Raw genomic sequence first — 16,094 nt, 5'->3', positions numbered from 1 at the left:
GATCGCCTGATAATTTTGCATTGCATATCGAACTGCATCACATTACCGGGCCGATTACTCCCCTAAGGACGGCGGGCATTGTACGAACTCTACCCGCCCTGTGCAACTCAAAATTAACCTGGGGGTGAATGCTCAGGTTTGGCCGCAAGTAGTACTTTGTCCGTTAACTTTTTGCTGCGCCCGACCAGTCGACCGCAGGCGCTGCGCAGTTTCAGCAGACCATAGTAAGTTAAGGGTACTAATAGCAAGCTGGTCAGGGTCGAGAACAATAACCCACCAATAATCGCAATCGCCATCGGCGCATAACTTGGGCCGCCACCGCCGATCTGGGTGCCGCCCATCGCCAATGGCAACAAGCCCAGCACCGTAGTTGAAACGGTCATTAATATCGGTTTTAACCGTGCTTCGCAGGCATGAATAATAGTGATTTTTAAATCCTGACTCGGAAACAATTCCCGATCCTGATTAATCCTATCCACCAGCACAATGCCGTTGTTAACCACTATGCCCATTAGCACCAGCATGCCAATCATCCCCATCACTCCCATGCCGGTTCCGGTGAGCAGGAAGGTCCAGAATACCCCAACTAATGAGAACAGCAGCGAGCCAATAACCGCCGTGGGCAGCAGCAAAGATTCAAACAGTGCAGCCATCACAATGTAGATCATTGCAACCGCCAGCAACATATTCACCATCATGACCTGCTGCTCTTCATCCTGGCGCTGAAAGCTACCACGAAACGACCAGCGATATCCCTCTGGCAGAGCGACACTTTTCATCAACTGTTCAATGTCTGCCCGGGCTTTATCCATATCGGAATCTTTTGCCGGGTTCATCTGAATAGCAATACCTGTGGCGCGGTCAAAGCGGCGAATAGTTGATAGCCGTGGCACTGTCCTAAGTTCAGCTAACTGCGCCAGCGTAATGGCTACGCCGTCTGCTTCGGTTACCGGCAGTTGTTGTAATTCGGCCAGTGAGTGACTGATTTTTTCATCATAAATCAGCCGCAGCAGCAACTCGCCCTGCTCGGGGCTGCGAAAGGTACGTAAATTAACGCCGCGTAAGGCCAGTGAGACGTTCTGAGCGACCTGCTGTGCACTAATGCTATAGCGTTCAAGCTGCTGGTGGTTCAGAATTATTTGCACTTCCTGTTGATCATCACTAAGCGCTGAGGTGACATCCTCCAGGCTGGGTAATGCCTGCAGCATAGGGACTAACATCTCAGACAATTCCATCAACACTTCGGTAGAATTACCCAGCAAATGCAGCTGCATACCGCCGCCCCCGCCCCAGCCAAAGATTGGTCTTGCCCGCACTAATGGCGGCCAGTTAATGCGGATTTTGTCTTTTAACTGTTCCAGGCTAAGTGGCGGTTTTTCTTTTAACAACACGGTCGACATGGCATAGCCCGCCGTATAATAACTGTACACCGATTCAATATGGAATTCGTCCTGGCGGCTATACAGGTAAGCCTCCATCTGAGTCACTTCCGCCTGTACTTCTTCCAGGCTGTAATTGCCCTGAATTTGATAGTTAATAAACAACCGGCCATTGTCACCATTATCGCCATCGTCTGAGCCTATAGAGCCTAATGGCACAGCGATACTGGCCAACACCAGCAATGCCGCTAACGTAGAGAGTTTCGGCCAGTTCATTACCAGTTGCAGGCTGCGTTTATACAGACGGTCAAGCTTGCTACCTTTTGTATCAGTAACCGGTAATACCGTTAATTTGGTGGTAAGTAGCGGAATTAAACTTAATGCCATTACCAGCGAGATGGCTAAGCATAAACAAATGGCGATGGCCACATGCTCTAAAAAGATAGTCAGCTGCATTTTTTGACCAATAATATTGGGCAAAAATACAATTGCAGTGGTCGCAGTGCCCGCCAGCACCGCCAGGCTTACCCGGCGCACCCCGCGCTCGGTTGCCGCGCGCACATCACCGCCAGCTGCCCGCTCGCGGAAGATACTTTCGGTAACCACCACTGCATTGTCGACCAGCATCCCGATGGCCAGCATTAGCCCCATCATGCTGAGTATATTTAAGCTGTAGCCCATAAAGTACATGGCTCCCAGCGCAATCACAATGGCACTCGGTACCGATAATACAACCACCAGGGTGGTGGTTAAATGACGCAAAAATAAATATAACACCACGAAAGAGAGCAAGGCGCCAATCGCACCGGCCATCAGCAAGTCTTTTAGTGAGGTGGTGACACCATCAGCCACATCGTCCATTACATACAAATCGATGCCATTAAATGCCGGGTTGTCATCCGCCGCTTTCACCACCGCCATTGCGGCGTTGGCTACCTCAACCAGGTTGGCTCCTGACTCTTTAAACACGTTCATGCCAACAGCATAGGTCTGATTTAAATGCCGGCCGTCTTGCCGCTTTGGCAGCTCCATTGCAATGCTGGCGACATCCCGTAACATTAACCCCGGCCTGACCGGCAGCTGCTCTATCTCAGCCAATTCACGATACTCGCCGAGCGGCTTAACCAGCACACTCTGCTCAGCATTGCGAAGCTCGCCTGCCGTCAGGGCAAAGTTACTGCCCCGAAGCTGTGCCAGAAGGGCATTGGCATCTACATTCAGCGCTTTTAACTTATCCGGATCCAGCCGGATAATAACCTGGCGCTTTTCCACGCCATATAATTCTACTTTAGAAACGCCCTGCACCCGTTCCAGTGGCCGCTTTATTTGCTGCTCAAGCAAATCGTAGGCCATGGCCAGATCACGCTCAGAAGAAATGCGCAGCTGGAAAATCGGCATATCGTCGGTATTAAACTGGAATACCAATACCCGCTCAACATCATCCGGCAATAAGTGTCGAACGGTATCAATCCGCTCGCGCACTTCCAGGCTTTTGCTGCCGATGTTTTCGCTCCAGTTAAACTCCAGCGACACTTCGCCCGAGTTTTCATTGGAAAAACTGCGCATCTGTTTAATACCGCTCACTGTCGCCAGTGCTTCTTCTAGTGGCCGGGTAATAAGCCGCTCTACCTCTGCCGGACTGGCATTATTGTAAGGCACATTGACGTACAGCTGTGGTATATCAATACCCGGAAACATCTCCAGCGGTAATAAGCGGCTTGCCAGGCCGCCAAATAGCAACAGCGAAATAAACAGCATGGTGATCGTTACCGGGCGGCGTAACGCCAGCCGGGTAATGGCTAACGGTTTTTCAGTCATACCGCCTCCTGTGCGTTGCTATTGGCCATAGCAGAGTCTGGAGCCTGTTGCGCCCGGCTGAATAAGCCATATAACACCGGTATAAACACCAGGGTTAACAGGGTAGATAAGATCAAACCAAATATAACGGTAACCGCCATCGGTGCACGTATTTCGCTACCATCGCCACCGCCTAATGCCATTGGTAATAAACCCAGTACCGTGGTCAGCGTGGTCATTAGTACCGGCCGCAGACGACTGGCCCCCCCTTCAATGATGGCCTCAGTCAGCGCCATGCCACCCTGGCGTAACTGATTAATCCGGTCTATCAGCACAATGGCATTATTCACCACAATACCGGCCAGCATAATCAGGCCAATAAACACGATGACGGATAAGCGGGTATCGGTTAACCATAAGCCGAGAATAGCGCCGGCACCGGCCAGTGGCACGGTAAACAGGATTAATAAGGGTTGCAGCAGATTTTCAAACTGCGATGCCATCACTAAATAAACCAGAAACACCGCCAGCAATAACGCCATGGTTAACGAGCTGTATGCGCGCTGCATCTCTTCACTCTGTCCCGCGACAACCACACCAACACCAAATGGCAGGCTTTGCTGCGCAACAATTTCGCGCGCGCTGGCAGTAGCTTGTTCTAAGTCACCAAAAGCCAGATTAGCACTGACAATCGCTACCCGCTGCTGGGCAACCCGGGTAATTTCACTGGGGCCCAGTTCACGACGAATATCTGCCACCGCAGACAAAGGTAAGGGTTGCGCGCTGCCGGGGTTAATAATAAGTGACGCAAGTTGCTGCTCAGTTTGGCGGTACTCCTCTGCTAACCGTACCCGGATATCAATTTTCCGGTCATTAACCGAATACTGGCCAGCGACCTCCCCGCCCACATATACCGCAACCCGTTTTGCAACCTGCTGGGCTGTCATGCCAAGTTGCGCTAACCTGGCGTGATCAAAGTACAGGGTTATTTCAGGTTGGCCGGGGCGTAAGCTGGTTTTAACATCGGTAAAACGTGGTTCTGCAGCCAGACTGCTGACCAGTTGATCCGCAGCTTGCTTTAATTCTGCCAGCTCAAAACCGGTCAGTTCAATTTCCAGCGGCGTGGCAAAACTAAACAATTCAGGGCGATCAAAGCGGGCTTTTACCCCGGCCATACCGGCAATATGCTGGCGCAGCTGTTCAGTTACCTGCTGCTCTGCCTGCTCGTCACTGCCAGGCTGCATAACAATATTCAGCCGGCCCCAGTGGCTGCCACCAATGGACGGGTCTACTGTCATTTGCGCACCCGTCCCTACCTGGCCATAACTGCGGGCAACCCCGGCCAGTGGCGCCGCAATGGCTGCCAGCTCCTTTACCACCGCATCGGTTTGTTCAATAGCACTGCCAATAGGCAACTGAACTTCAACGTAAAATTCGCCCTGAGCCAGCTCAGGAATAACATCTGCGCCAAGTCGTGGTAGCAAGCTGTAACACAGGGCGGCAATAATTAACGTACAGCCTATGGTTAGCGCTTTGGTCTGCAACGCGCCGCTGAGTAAACGCCGGTAGCCACGGGTAAGCGCGTCCAGACCTGTTTTTACGACATAAAGTAGTGGTTTAAATAACAAACCCAATACCCGGCTGACAGCGCGCCAGAACAAGGTAAGCAGGCTTAACACGCCAAGCATAAAATAATACAGACCTTTACCAATCATTTTGGGCACCCATAACAGGATGCGGCCAACTTTATGATACCAGCGACTGCCCTTAACCCTTGCTGCTTCCGGCTGAGCATCGCCGGGCGTTATCATTGTCCGCTGACGGGCCGCCATGGTCGGAATAAGGGTCAACGCCACAATGAGCGACACCAACAAAGCAAAGGTTACAGTAAGCGCCTGATCTTTAAAAAGCTGGCCGGCGATGCCCTCAACAAACACCAGTGGAAAGAACACCGCAACGGTGGTCAGGGTCGAGGCAGTGATAGCCATGGCAACTTCACCAGTACCGGCTCTGGCCGCTTCTTGCGCAGATTTGCCCTGCTCTTTATGCCTGGCAATGTTTTCAAGTACCACAATGGCATTATCGACCAACAGGCCTACAGCCAGCGCGATACCGCCCAGGCTCATCATGTTTAAAGTAATACCCTGACCGTACATCAGGTTAAAGGTGGCAATAATCGACACCGGGATGGACACGGAAATAATCACAGTGGCCCAAACATTGCGCAAAAATAAATACAGCACCAGCATAGCCAGTAAGCCACCAACAATACCGGCCGATTTCACTTCACTGATGGCTTGTTTAATAAAAGCTGACTGATCGTATACCAGGGTCAGACTATAATCCTGAGGTAACCCTTTACGCAGGGCGGGCAACTGGGTCAGCAAGGATTCAGCGACCTTAACAATGTTGGCGTCGCCTTCTTTATAAATGGCCACTTCAATGGCTTCAGCACCATTAACGTAGGTAACACTTTTTCTGTCGGCAAACGCATCGACGACCGTGGCGACATCTTTTAAACGTATTTGTGACGTACCAACGTTGGCCAGATACAGGTTTTCAATCGCCGATAAGTCAGCAAACTGGTTAATGGTGCGTACCAGAAAATCGTAACCCGGCGTTTCCAGTCGGCCACCGGCTAAATTAATGTTCTCCTCTGCCAGCCGGCTACTGATTAGCCCGATATCAAGTTGCAACTGACTGAGCCTATTCGGGTCGACCAATACCTGAATTTCCTGATTTAAGCCACCATCAGGTCGCACCGCGGCAATCCCTGGCATGGCTTCGAGCTTACGACGTAAATCCTCTTCAGCGTAAGTGCGTAGCGTTACTAATTCCCGTTCAGAATTGATGCCGCCTTCGCGGCTCAATGCCAGGCGTACCACAGGGTCTAAATTAGGGTTAAAGCGCAGTAGCAGGGGCTTTTCAATATCCAGCGGTAGCAGCAGTACATCCAGTTTTTCCCGCACCTCCAGCATGGCCAAATCCATATCGGTGCCCCAGTCAAACTCCAGCACCACATCGGAGCGGCCAGAGCGTGACACCGATTGCACCTTGTGCACCCCTTTAACAATACCTAGTGCTTCTTCTATCGGCTTACTGACCAGTTGTTCTACTTCAACAGGCGCCGCGCCCAGATATTCGGTGCGAATGGTTAAGCTGGGATACGAAAGATCGGGAAGCAAATTTACCGCCAGGCGCCCTGCTGACACCAAACCAAATAACAGGATGCCAAAGGTAAACATCCATATTGTGACCGGGCGCGCTACCGCTACATCAACCAGTTTCATCATTAATTCCTTTTCAGTATTTTCTTATTTTTCGTTCATTACTGTAGTAAAAAGCCCGGCAGAGCCGGGCTTAGGGGGGTTAAAACTCGCGAGTGGTAACTACTTTTACCAGGCTTTGATCTTTCAGCGCGCCCTGTCCTGCGACCACAACCTGCTCGCCCGTAGTGATACCGTCAAGAATTTCAACCGTTTTATCTGAGCTGTAACCAAGATGAACTGCTTTACGGCTGACTTTATCCTCGCTATCCACTACATAGACGCTATGTTGGTTATCAATAGTGATAATAGCCCGTTTAGGCACCAGCAACGCGTCCGTTTTTACGTCAAATTTCAGTTCAACCTGAGCAAACATGCCGGGACGCAGCTCACCGTTCTTATTATCGATAATTAACGTGGTGCGAACCGTACCAGATTGCGCATCCACTACCGGTGATATACGACTGATATTCGCCTGCACCGGTAACATGCCTGAAAAGCGCAAAATAGCAGCCTGGCCCGCTTTAGCCTGCGCCAGTTGCTGCTCAGGAATATGCACGACGGCTTCAAGCTCACTATTGGCTACCAGGTGAAATAACGACTGCGGCGCCATCTGGCTGATAAGCTCACCCACTTTGACGTAGCGGCGCGACACTACACCGGCAATCGGGGCACGAATTTCAGTTTCGCGTACGCTTAATTCAGCTAAGTCGACAGCGGCTTTTGTTGCATCATGTTGCCAACGCAACTTTTCATAAACATCGGTGCTGATTAACTGGCGTTGGTACATTTCAGCCATGCGCTTTAACTCACTGTCCAAGCGGCTGAGTTCGGCTTGCTCTTTAGCCAGCATAAACCGCTGCCGTTCGTTTTCCAGCAAGGCCAGCAACTGACCGGCCTTAACATAGTCGCCCTCTTCCACCAGCACCTGCTCTACAATACCACTGCTTTTACTGATGACGTCGGTCTCAGCACGTGCTTCCAGGGTGGTATTAGTATGGTAACTACTACTAATTTCTCCCGGGCGCGCCAGCGCTGCTTCAACCGGTATCGCAACCACTTCTGCGGTGTCACTGTTGCTGCTGCTATTGGCCTGATTACAACCACTCAAAAATACTGCCGAGCTCAACACTGCCACAACCAGAGATAACGTTTTCATTTTATAAGGTCCTTGTTTTGCACTTATCGTCAGAATCTATCCTGGCGACATTATCAAATATGTTATTGCTACTGGTAGCACCTAATGCAGAGGCTATGCCAGACTGAATTTTATATTTTTTATATTGTTATTCAATCAGTTAAACATATTTACTTTGTAACTGATTGTTCTTAGATGCTACCAGTTAGCGAGTTACACTAAAATTTAGCGAAAAGTTGTAAATTATTGCGGTAAATGGCCCAACATACGAGAGGTAGTGCATATACTCTAAGGTCCGACCTCTCTATAATACTGAAACGTTAGTAACGGAGTAAGCACATGACTTTACCAAAAAACCGCCTTTTTATTGCGGTAACACTGGCTCTTTGCAGCACCGGTGTTTCTGCAGAAGGCTACAAACTGTTTGAACAATCGGTTAGCAGTATGGGTAATGCCTACGCTGGCCGCGGCGCCCAAATCAGCGATGCCAGTCTGGTCTATTCTAATCCGGCCGCATTAACCAGGCTGACTGCCGCTAATGGCGCGCAATTATCTGCGGGCCTTAACCTGATTAACGCCAAAACCAATTATCGGGATGCCCGCGCGCAAAGTGCTAATGGTCAGTCTGTTATTGGACGAACAGAGGGGGCAAATAGTTTAAATGAACTGGTGCCTTTTGTATTTTATGCTGACAAGGTCTCAGAGCAGTTAAGCTGGGGTATTGGCTTTTATGTACCGTTTGGCCTGTCATCTGATTACGACAACGACTTTGTTGGCCGCTACTTTGCCGACGAAACCGCCATCCAGGTGTTAAGCCTGCAGCCGGCAATCGGTTTTAAGCTGAATGAGCAATGGTCAGTTGGCGCTGGTATTTCAATTAATCATGCACAAGGCACCTTATCAAAATATAAAGACCATAGTGGTTTATGTGAGCTAGGTGAGGCCACCACTAACGCGATGTTTGGTGCTGCCGTATATAACGATGCCTACTGCAACAGCCATTATGAAGTGGCTGGTGATGATATTGCCTTTGGCTATACTTTAGGTATTCATGGTGAGCCTGTCGCAGGCACCCGGCTGGCGTTGACCTGGCATTCTGCTGTGCGTTATAACCTGCAAGGCGACTCGGTTATCACCAATACCCCAATAACCGGTGCCAGTGTTACCGGTAATCCGAATTACCTGGTAGTGGCGCCTAACCTGCCAGCAATTGATTTAAGCACCGGTAAACTGGCGGCAAACGGTCAGCTGGTCGAAGCCAGTCAGCTGGCACTGACTACCCCGGCCAGCGCTGCCTTTAGTCTGGATCAGCAAATTTCAGCGGCGTTATCGGTGCAGCTAAGCATTGCCTGGACGCAGTGGAGTGAGTTTGACAGCATTGATATTGTAAGTACTGACCTTACCCCCAGTATTTCGTTAAATACCCAGCGACCTCCAAATCTGAATAGCCCGGGCTATATTGGCTATATTCCGCAGCAGTGGCAAAACAGCTGGTCTGCTGCGCTGGGCGTAAGCTATGTCTACAACGCAGATTTAACCCTGAAAACCGGTGCCGCCTTCGATGAAAACCCAATAGCGCCAAGCCACAAAACCGCCCGGATCCCGACAGATGATCGGCTATGGGTCACGGTTGGCGCCAACTGGCAGCTCAATCAGCAGTTAAGCATTGATATGGCTTATGGCTATTTATTTACCGGTGACGTAACAGTAAGCGAGCGTGAGTATAATGTTCAAGATGAGCCACTGTATGACAGTGGTTATCAGGGGCAGTACAGCAACAAAGGACAATTACTGGCTGTGCAGTTTAATTACCGTTTTTAACAGCTAACCGTTAACCGAGGCTGCCACTAAATTTAACCAAACTTATTGTTTAGTGTTGAGTCATAGTTACTATAAACTCAACCATCTGGGATAAGCCAATATTCGCTGATAAGAGGTAACTATGGCAATTATTAACAATACGCTGGTTCGTTTTGGCAGCCTTGCCGCGGCCCTGTTACTGGGGCTTAGTGCTTGTTCCAGTTCACGACAAGCTACGGTAGATTACGATCGAAATGTCAATTTTCAGCAATATCAAACCTATGGCTTTTACCAGCCAGATCCGGAAGAAAAAGCGGCTACCGATGTGCAACAGCAATCAACCGGTACTGAACCCTTGGCAGCAGAAGTGAAAGCCGCCGATACCGAGGCTAAAGCCTATACCACCTTACTGGATCAGCATTTCAAAACTGCAATAAATGCTGAAATGGCAGCATTAGGGTATCAATACACTGAGCAAAACCCGCAGTTGCTGGTTAACTATATGACCAATGTAGAAACCCGCACTGATGTGCGAAGCTCACCCTTTTCAATTAATGCCGGTTACGGTTACTACGGCAGAAGCAGTAGTTTTATGTTTGGTATCCCCTTGTTTGGCAACCAACTGGAAAAAAACGAATATAAAGTGGGTACCGTTACCATCGATGTGATTGATGCTAAAGAGCAACGCCTGGTCTGGCAAGGTCTGGTAGATGGCCGGCTAACTCAAAAAGCTATGGCACAGCCGCAACAAGCGATAACTGATGCTGTTCAACTAATTTATCAGCGCTATCCTACCCGTCTGGCTGAGCAGGAAAACTAATCTCACAGAAAAAACCGGGAGCAAAAGCTCCCTTCACCATGCAGTGAGTAATATCCAGGAAGGAAGGTGTAACAAGGCAAATTATGGCAGCACTTAATGGCAGTATTATGACATTACCGCGTGATATCACTGCAATTGTATAAGATTAAGGGTTGTTCAACGCTTTATGAATGATGTAACCCAACACTCTGAAAGCCTGCGGCTGGCTAAATGGATAGCACACAGCGGTTATTGTTCGCGCCGTGCCGCCAGCCGGCTTATCAGCGATAACAGAGTAAGCCTGAACGGTCGTCCTGCGTCTCATATCGACCTGGTCTGCGGTACAGATACCATTAAGATTGACGACACTCTATTAACTGATGTGCCTGCACGTTGTTACCTGATGTTCCACAAACCGGTAGGCATTGACTGCAACAACCGGCCCGATGATCCGACAAGTTTATACCAAATATTAAAAACCTTGCCTCAGCGTTTATTTGCCGTAGGCCGGCTGGATAAAGACTCCAGCGGCTTATTGCTACTAACTAACGATGGTAAATTGTGTCAGCGTTTACTGCACCCCGATTACTACCATAATAAAACCTATTTAGTGGCAACGGATAAAGTAATAACTACAGATTTTATCCGGCAAATGGCGACAGGGGTAAGCTGGCAGCTGGGTCAGAACCACTATCAGTCGCGCCCCTGCCAGGTAGCAGCGCGCGGGCCACAGCAATTTGAAATTGTGCTGACCCAGGGCCTGCACCGGCAAATTCGTTATATGTGCAAAGCGCTGGGTTACCGGGTTAGCGCCTTACAACGCACCGCGATCGGCAACTTACTGCTTAATGAGTTGGCTATAGGGCAGCATCGTCAGCTAAATGCGGTCGAAATCCTGGCAATGCAAAATCTAAACACCACTAACAATACTTACTCTTCAGATATCACATAAAAGGCCGCAATTGCGGCCTTTTGATAAAGTGGTAACCGAGAATTAGCTTGACGGGTTACCGCTTCTCCAGCTTTATATCGCCACTTACTGTTGTCAGCTCAACACTGCCATCACCGCTACCCAGGGTAAACTGCAGGCTGCGTGACGGGCCGTATTTCGCTTTAGTAGCTTTGTCGTTACTTAACTTGTTGTCAATGCTACCGCCGGCCGAGGCTTTAACTTCAACCCGGACGCTGGCAATGCTTTCAAGCGTGAGTTCAATATCTCCACTGACACTGCTACCTGTGATCTGCGGGTTGGTTACTCCACGCAGCGCTGCCTCAACCTGGCCATTTACCGTGCTAAGTTTCACCGTTTTTGTGCCATTAAGAGTAAGTGTGGCATCGCCGTTGACGGTACTGATGTTAACTTCCTCTGCCTGGCTATTGGCGTCAACCTTACCGTTCACCACTTCATAGCTTACCCGGCCCATTGAGCCCTCGTCGGTAATTTTACCGTTAACTGAGCTTAGTTCCACCTTGCCCGCTACGTCTTTAACTCTCATTTTGCCGTTAACGGTGCTGAGCTTAACGCTGCTACGTAAATCACTGGCTACTATCTGGCCATTAACGGTACCAATGTCACTGCTGCCGTGAATACCGCTCACACTCACATTGCCATTTACGCCTTTAAACTCAACGTTGCTGCCAATCGGCACCTCAATATGCAGCTCCGCCATATTGGTTTTATCTTTAGCGCTATAGTTTACCTGACGCGGCATTTTCATTTCAAAACGACTAAAGCCATCTTTACTGTCAAACTCATAGCCCGTGGCTTTTTCGTCCAGCTTTCCGCTGACACTAAACGTATTGCCAGCCGCCGCGCTAATGGTAATTTCACCGCTCATGACTTCGATATAAATTTTTTCGTTGGCAGAAACACTGCGACTTTCATTGACCACTTCACGTGAGTCAGCCAGCGCCAGTTGACTGGCTGCTAAAAGTATTATGCTAGCCAGGCCACCAAGCCACTGAGTTTTTATTTTTTGCATGATCTTCTCCTAACGGGTTATTAAAGGGTGTTGCAACGTGGCTTGCTGAATATAGCGAAGCTGTTGCTGATATAACTGTTGCAACTGCGCTAACAGCTGCGGTTCATCCGGATAAAATTGCAAGGCCCGGCGCACCTGAGCGATGGCCTGATCCCAAATAACAAGTTGCTGCTGCCAGTTGTCAAAACCCTCGGCGATAGCCACTACCTGTGCCAGTTGCCGGGCTTTTTGCTGCTCGTATACCTGCAACAGCAGCAACTCTGCACTGGCAGCGTTTGCGGTAGGTTGCCCCGGCGTCGGCATTACCGCCATTTGCCAGCCAATTAATGCCACCAGCAACAATGCGGCGGCGCCTACCCAATGCGTTAGCCAGAATCGGTCTTCCTTCGCTGCCGATGCCTTTGCTGCTGATACCTCTGCTACAAAAACGTCCACAGACTGGTGCTGGCTGGTTTGCGCAAGCCGGGTGGCAATATCAGGCCACAGGTCCCGTGTTGGTTGCAGCTCTTTTTCCAACCGCTGCAGCGACTGTTCAAATTGTTGCTCATTCATCTGCTAACCACTCCTGTAACAATTGTCTGGCCCGGTGATACTGTGCTTTGCTGCTACCCTCAGCAATACCCAGCAAGCCAGCGATTTCCTGATGCAGATAACCTTCCAGTGCAAACAACACAAATACTGCCCTCGCCTGCGCCGGTAAACGCAATATAGCCTGCTCGAGGGTTGCTGTATCACCGCTACAACCAACGGTTGGCTCTGCCAGTTCAAGTTGGTCACTACTGTCAGTTAAGCGCAGGTTTTTCTGCTGGCGCCAGTGATCGACCGCGGTATGGGTCGCCACACTATGCAGCCAGGTAGCAAAACTGCTGCCACTACGAAACGCCGGCAACTGTTGCCATACCTTGATAAACACTTCCTGACTGGCATCCTCTGCCTGTTGTTTATTCGCCAAAAGCCGCCAGCAAATCGCATATACCCGGCCAATAAACTGCTGGTATATACGATAAAATGCCTGCGTATCGCCATGTTGTGCTGCTGTGATTGCCGCTGCAATCTCCGTTGCCATAAATGCCCTTTAGCTGGCTGAATCAGATAAGTAGTAATTGGTTAGTCGATCAGATAACAAGAATGGTTTAAATGGGGCGAAAAAAAATTCAGCGACTGCGCAACCACAACCATAGCGCCAGCATCAGAGTAACGCCGTACATCAGTAGTGACGCCAGCACGACACCAGGCCAACCTAAAGCCTGCCAGAACGGCTGCAGGTAAAGACCACCAATGCTGGCACCCACATAGTAAAACACCAGATAAAGCGCACTGGCACTGGCCTTGGCGCGGGTGGCATGCTGGTTTACCCAGCTACTGGCCAGTGAATGACACAGAAAAAAACCAAAGGCACTGACAAAAAAGCCGCTGACAATAACAAATAACTGGCCATGTAAGGTAAGCAGGCTACCCAGCAGCATCAGGACAATACCCAATGCCATGGCCAGTGGCACTGAGATGCGTTTGGCAATTTTAGCCGACAATGCTGAGCCTATGGTGCCGGTTAAATACGTAATAAACAGTAAGCCTAGCAAACTACTGCTAAGCAGATAAGGCGGCGCTGCCAGTACAAAACCGATAAAAGTGTACTGGTTTAAAAACACCAGAAAATTCAGGCCACCAATCAGGTAAGTCAGCAATAACGTTGGCTGGCATAAATGAAAAGCATGATTTTGCAGCGCCTGGCGCAACCGAAAAGGCTGCGGGGCAAACCGCACAGATACCGGCAGGTAACGCCAGATAAAATAACAACTTAGCGCACTTAAACCAGCCATGGGCCAGAACACCCACTGCCAGTGACCGATATCAGCCAGGCTACCCGCCAGCAAACGGCCGCCGATACCGCCCAGAGAATTGGCACTGATGTAGTAACCCACCGCCGTAACGAGGGCCGGTGTCGAATACTCTTCGCCCATCCAGGCGATTGCTATGGCCGGTAAACCACCGAGGCAAATGCCCTGAATAGCCCGCCAACATACCAGTGCGGTAAAGCTTTCTACCTGAGTCAGTGCCAGAGTGCTTAATGTTACGCCTGATAAGGTTAGCAATAACAGGGTCTTACGGCCCCAGGCATCGGACAATGAGGCATACACCAACAAGGATATTCCAAGACAAAACGTAGCGACGGTATAGCTAAGGCTGACCTGCAGCGGGCTGAGCTGAAATTCGCGGCTTAGCTGAGGTAATAATGGCTGCAGTAAGTGCAGATTGGCAAATACCACCACAGCTGCCAGACACAGCGCGAAACAACTTTGATAAAAAGCAGCTGATTTATACTGGATCACAGCCAGACTTATTCATAAACCGCATCCCAACAATAAACAGCATAGGTGCCATACAAAGCATTCGGCACTAACAAAACTGCAGTATAGCGACTTTACCTGGCAGTTTCGAGCAGGTTGCAAGCCGTGTATCATAGCGCCATAGCCCATTGTTGCAGGTACCTTATTTGCTATCGCTATTTCTGAACGCTCCACTGCAAAAAAAAGTCGCCGCCATTGCCCTGCCCATGGTGCTATCGAATTTATCGGTGCCGTTACTGGCTCTGGTAGATACGGCCGTTAGCGGTCATCTTGAGCATGCCTGGTATCTGGGCGGTGTTGCACTCGGTTCAAGTTTAATCAGCCTGCTATTTTTTCTGCTGGGCTTTTTACGGATGAGCACCACCGGTTTAACGGCTCAGGCGTATGGTGCGAATAACAGCGAGGGCCAGCTAAACTGTTTAAGCCAAAGCCTGTTAGTGGCGCTGCTGCTGGCATTACTGTTGTTATTATTGCAATGGCCACTGGCCGAACTGGCGTTTAGCTTTAGTGATGCCAGCAATGAGGTGAACCAGCAGGCACAGCTGTATTTTGGCATCAGGATCTGGAGCGCACCGGCAACCTTAATTAACCTGGTGCTGATGGGCTGGTTTTTAGGCCGGCAAAATGCCCGTTACCCCATGTGGATGTTAGTGGTGACCAACCTGGTAAATATACTGCTCGACCTGTTGTTTGTGCTGGGCTTTGGCTCGCAGGTCGCGGGCATTGCCGCAGCGTCTGTTATTGCCGATTATGCCGGCCTGCTGCTGGGCTGCAGCTTGTTACTGCGCAGCCTTTCTTTTAAAACGCTATTTCAGGCCATGCACAATCAACTGACGAGGCTGGCTGGGTTGAAGCGTCTGTTCGGACTAAACCGGGACATTTTTCTGCGTAGTTTATGCCTGCAAAGCGTGTTTGTGTTTATTGCCTTTCAGGGCGCGGCTTATGGCGATAACACCGTAGCTGCCAATGCGGTACTGCTGAGCTTTTTAATGCTGGTATCCTATGCTATGGACGGTCTGGCCTATGCCGCTGAGAGCCTGGTTGGCAAAGCCATTGGCGCGAATGATAGCGCCCTGCTGGGTAACACCCTGGGCATTCTGGCGTTATGGTGTTTACTATTGGCAATGCTGTTTAGTGGCGGCTATGGTGTGTTTGGCAACCATTTTGTTGGCTTACTGACATCGATCCCGGAGGTAAAACAACAGGCAGCCTTGTATCTGGGCTGGATGATACTGCTACCGTTACTGGCGTGCTGGGCCTATTTTCTGGATGGCGTATTTATTGGTGCAACCCAGGGTAAAACCCTGCGTAATAGTATGATTATTGCCCTGCTGGGTTTTGCCGGCAGTTTTTACCTGCTGCAAAGCTGGCAAAACCATGCGCTTTGGGCAGCGCTTTCGCTATTTATGGCGCTGCGCAGCGTCAGTTTAGCCGCCGTGCTGTGGTGGCAATGGCACAATAAAACGCTTATTTGTGCATCAGCCGATATACCCAGACCCGCTAAACGATAAGGGGCGCTCAGTGCGCCCCTTTATTCGTTGATATCACCTTTACCCGGGTACAATTTCCCCGTGTAAGTTTGCTC

The 16,094-nt window shown here is 50.0% G+C and carries 11 protein-coding genes; 4 read left to right on the top strand and 7 right to left on the bottom strand.

Annotated features, from left to right (window positions below; all coding sequences use genetic code 11):
- Positions 1 to 113: 113 nt before the first annotated feature.
- From B2X65_RS06985 to B2X65_RS06975, 3 genes are all read right to left on the bottom strand, one after another.
- Entirely contained in the window at positions 114 to 3,197 is a 3,084-nt protein-coding gene (locus B2X65_RS06985) for an efflux RND transporter permease subunit (RefSeq protein ID WP_290611521.1), read from the bottom strand.
- Positions 3,194 to 6,469 carry an efflux RND transporter permease subunit gene (locus tag B2X65_RS06980; protein WP_290611520.1) on the bottom strand — a complete coding sequence of 1,092 codons (3,276 nt, stop codon included), beginning with the start codon at positions 6,467 to 6,469 and terminating at the stop codon, positions 3,194 to 3,196. Before B2X65_RS06980 ends, B2X65_RS06985 begins: the two co-directional genes overlap by 4 nt.
- Before the next feature lie 76 nt (positions 6,470 to 6,545).
- The gene (locus B2X65_RS06975) at positions 6,546 to 7,601 is read right to left on the bottom strand and encodes an efflux RND transporter periplasmic adaptor subunit (protein WP_290611519.1); all 1,056 of its coding nucleotides are present in this window, start codon (positions 7,599 to 7,601) and stop codon (positions 6,546 to 6,548) included.
- A gap of 318 nt (positions 7,602 to 7,919) precedes the next feature.
- Here B2X65_RS06975 and B2X65_RS06970 point away from each other — a divergent pair, with 318 nt between their 5' ends.
- The 3 genes from B2X65_RS06970 to B2X65_RS06960 all read left to right on the top strand — a co-directional run bounded on the left by B2X65_RS06970 (position 7,920) and on the right by B2X65_RS06960 (position 11,131).
- Positions 7,920 to 9,401 (top strand): OmpP1/FadL family transporter, encoded by a 1,482-nt coding sequence (locus tag B2X65_RS06970; protein WP_290611518.1) that lies wholly within the window; start codon positions 7,920 to 7,922, stop codon positions 9,399 to 9,401.
- Positions 9,402 to 9,522: 121 nt separating this feature from the next.
- On the top strand, positions 9,523 to 10,200 hold the full coding sequence (locus B2X65_RS06965; RefSeq protein WP_290611517.1) for a DUF4136 domain-containing protein: 678 nt from the start codon (positions 9,523 to 9,525) through the stop codon (positions 10,198 to 10,200).
- 166 nt (positions 10,201 to 10,366) lie between these two features.
- Entirely contained in the window at positions 10,367 to 11,131 is a 765-nt protein-coding gene (locus tag B2X65_RS06960) for a pseudouridine synthase (RefSeq protein ID WP_290611516.1), read from the top strand.
- A 55-nt stretch (positions 11,132 to 11,186) separates the two neighbouring features.
- Here the strand turns inward: B2X65_RS06960 and B2X65_RS06955 are convergent, their stop codons facing one another.
- The 4 genes from B2X65_RS06955 to B2X65_RS06940 form a co-directional block, all read right to left on the bottom strand.
- Positions 11,187 to 12,161, bottom strand: a complete 975-nt coding sequence (locus tag B2X65_RS06955) for a DUF4097 family beta strand repeat-containing protein (RefSeq protein ID WP_290611515.1) — start codon at positions 12,159 to 12,161, stop codon at positions 11,187 to 11,189.
- A gap of 9 nt (positions 12,162 to 12,170) precedes the next feature.
- Positions 12,171 to 12,713 (bottom strand): hypothetical protein, encoded by a 543-nt coding sequence (locus B2X65_RS06950; protein WP_290611513.1) that lies wholly within the window; start codon positions 12,711 to 12,713, stop codon positions 12,171 to 12,173.
- Complete coding sequence (locus tag B2X65_RS06945; protein ID WP_290611511.1) at positions 12,706 to 13,227, bottom strand: RNA polymerase sigma factor; 522 nt, start codon at positions 13,225 to 13,227, stop codon at positions 12,706 to 12,708. The genes B2X65_RS06950 and B2X65_RS06945 overlap by 8 nt, the downstream gene beginning before the upstream one ends.
- Positions 13,228 to 13,315: 88 nt before the next feature.
- Complete coding sequence (locus B2X65_RS06940; RefSeq protein WP_290611510.1) at positions 13,316 to 14,491, bottom strand: MFS transporter; 1,176 nt, start codon at positions 14,489 to 14,491, stop codon at positions 13,316 to 13,318.
- Between the two features lie 164 nt (positions 14,492 to 14,655).
- Here B2X65_RS06940 and dinF point away from each other — a divergent pair, with 164 nt between their 5' ends.
- A complete protein-coding gene (gene dinF, locus B2X65_RS06935; RefSeq protein WP_290611509.1) occupies positions 14,656 to 16,020 on the top strand; it encodes an MATE family efflux transporter DinF in 1,365 nt (454 codons plus the stop codon).
- Positions 16,021 to 16,094: the final 74 nt, after the last annotated feature.

It is taken from the genome of Arsukibacterium sp. UBA3155, from assembly GCA_002364615.1.
In the GTDB taxonomy this organism is placed as follows: domain Bacteria; phylum Pseudomonadota; class Gammaproteobacteria; order Enterobacterales; family Alteromonadaceae; genus Alishewanella.
Note: the sequence above shows the minus strand (reverse complement) of the source record. Positions and strands in the feature narration are given on the sequence as shown.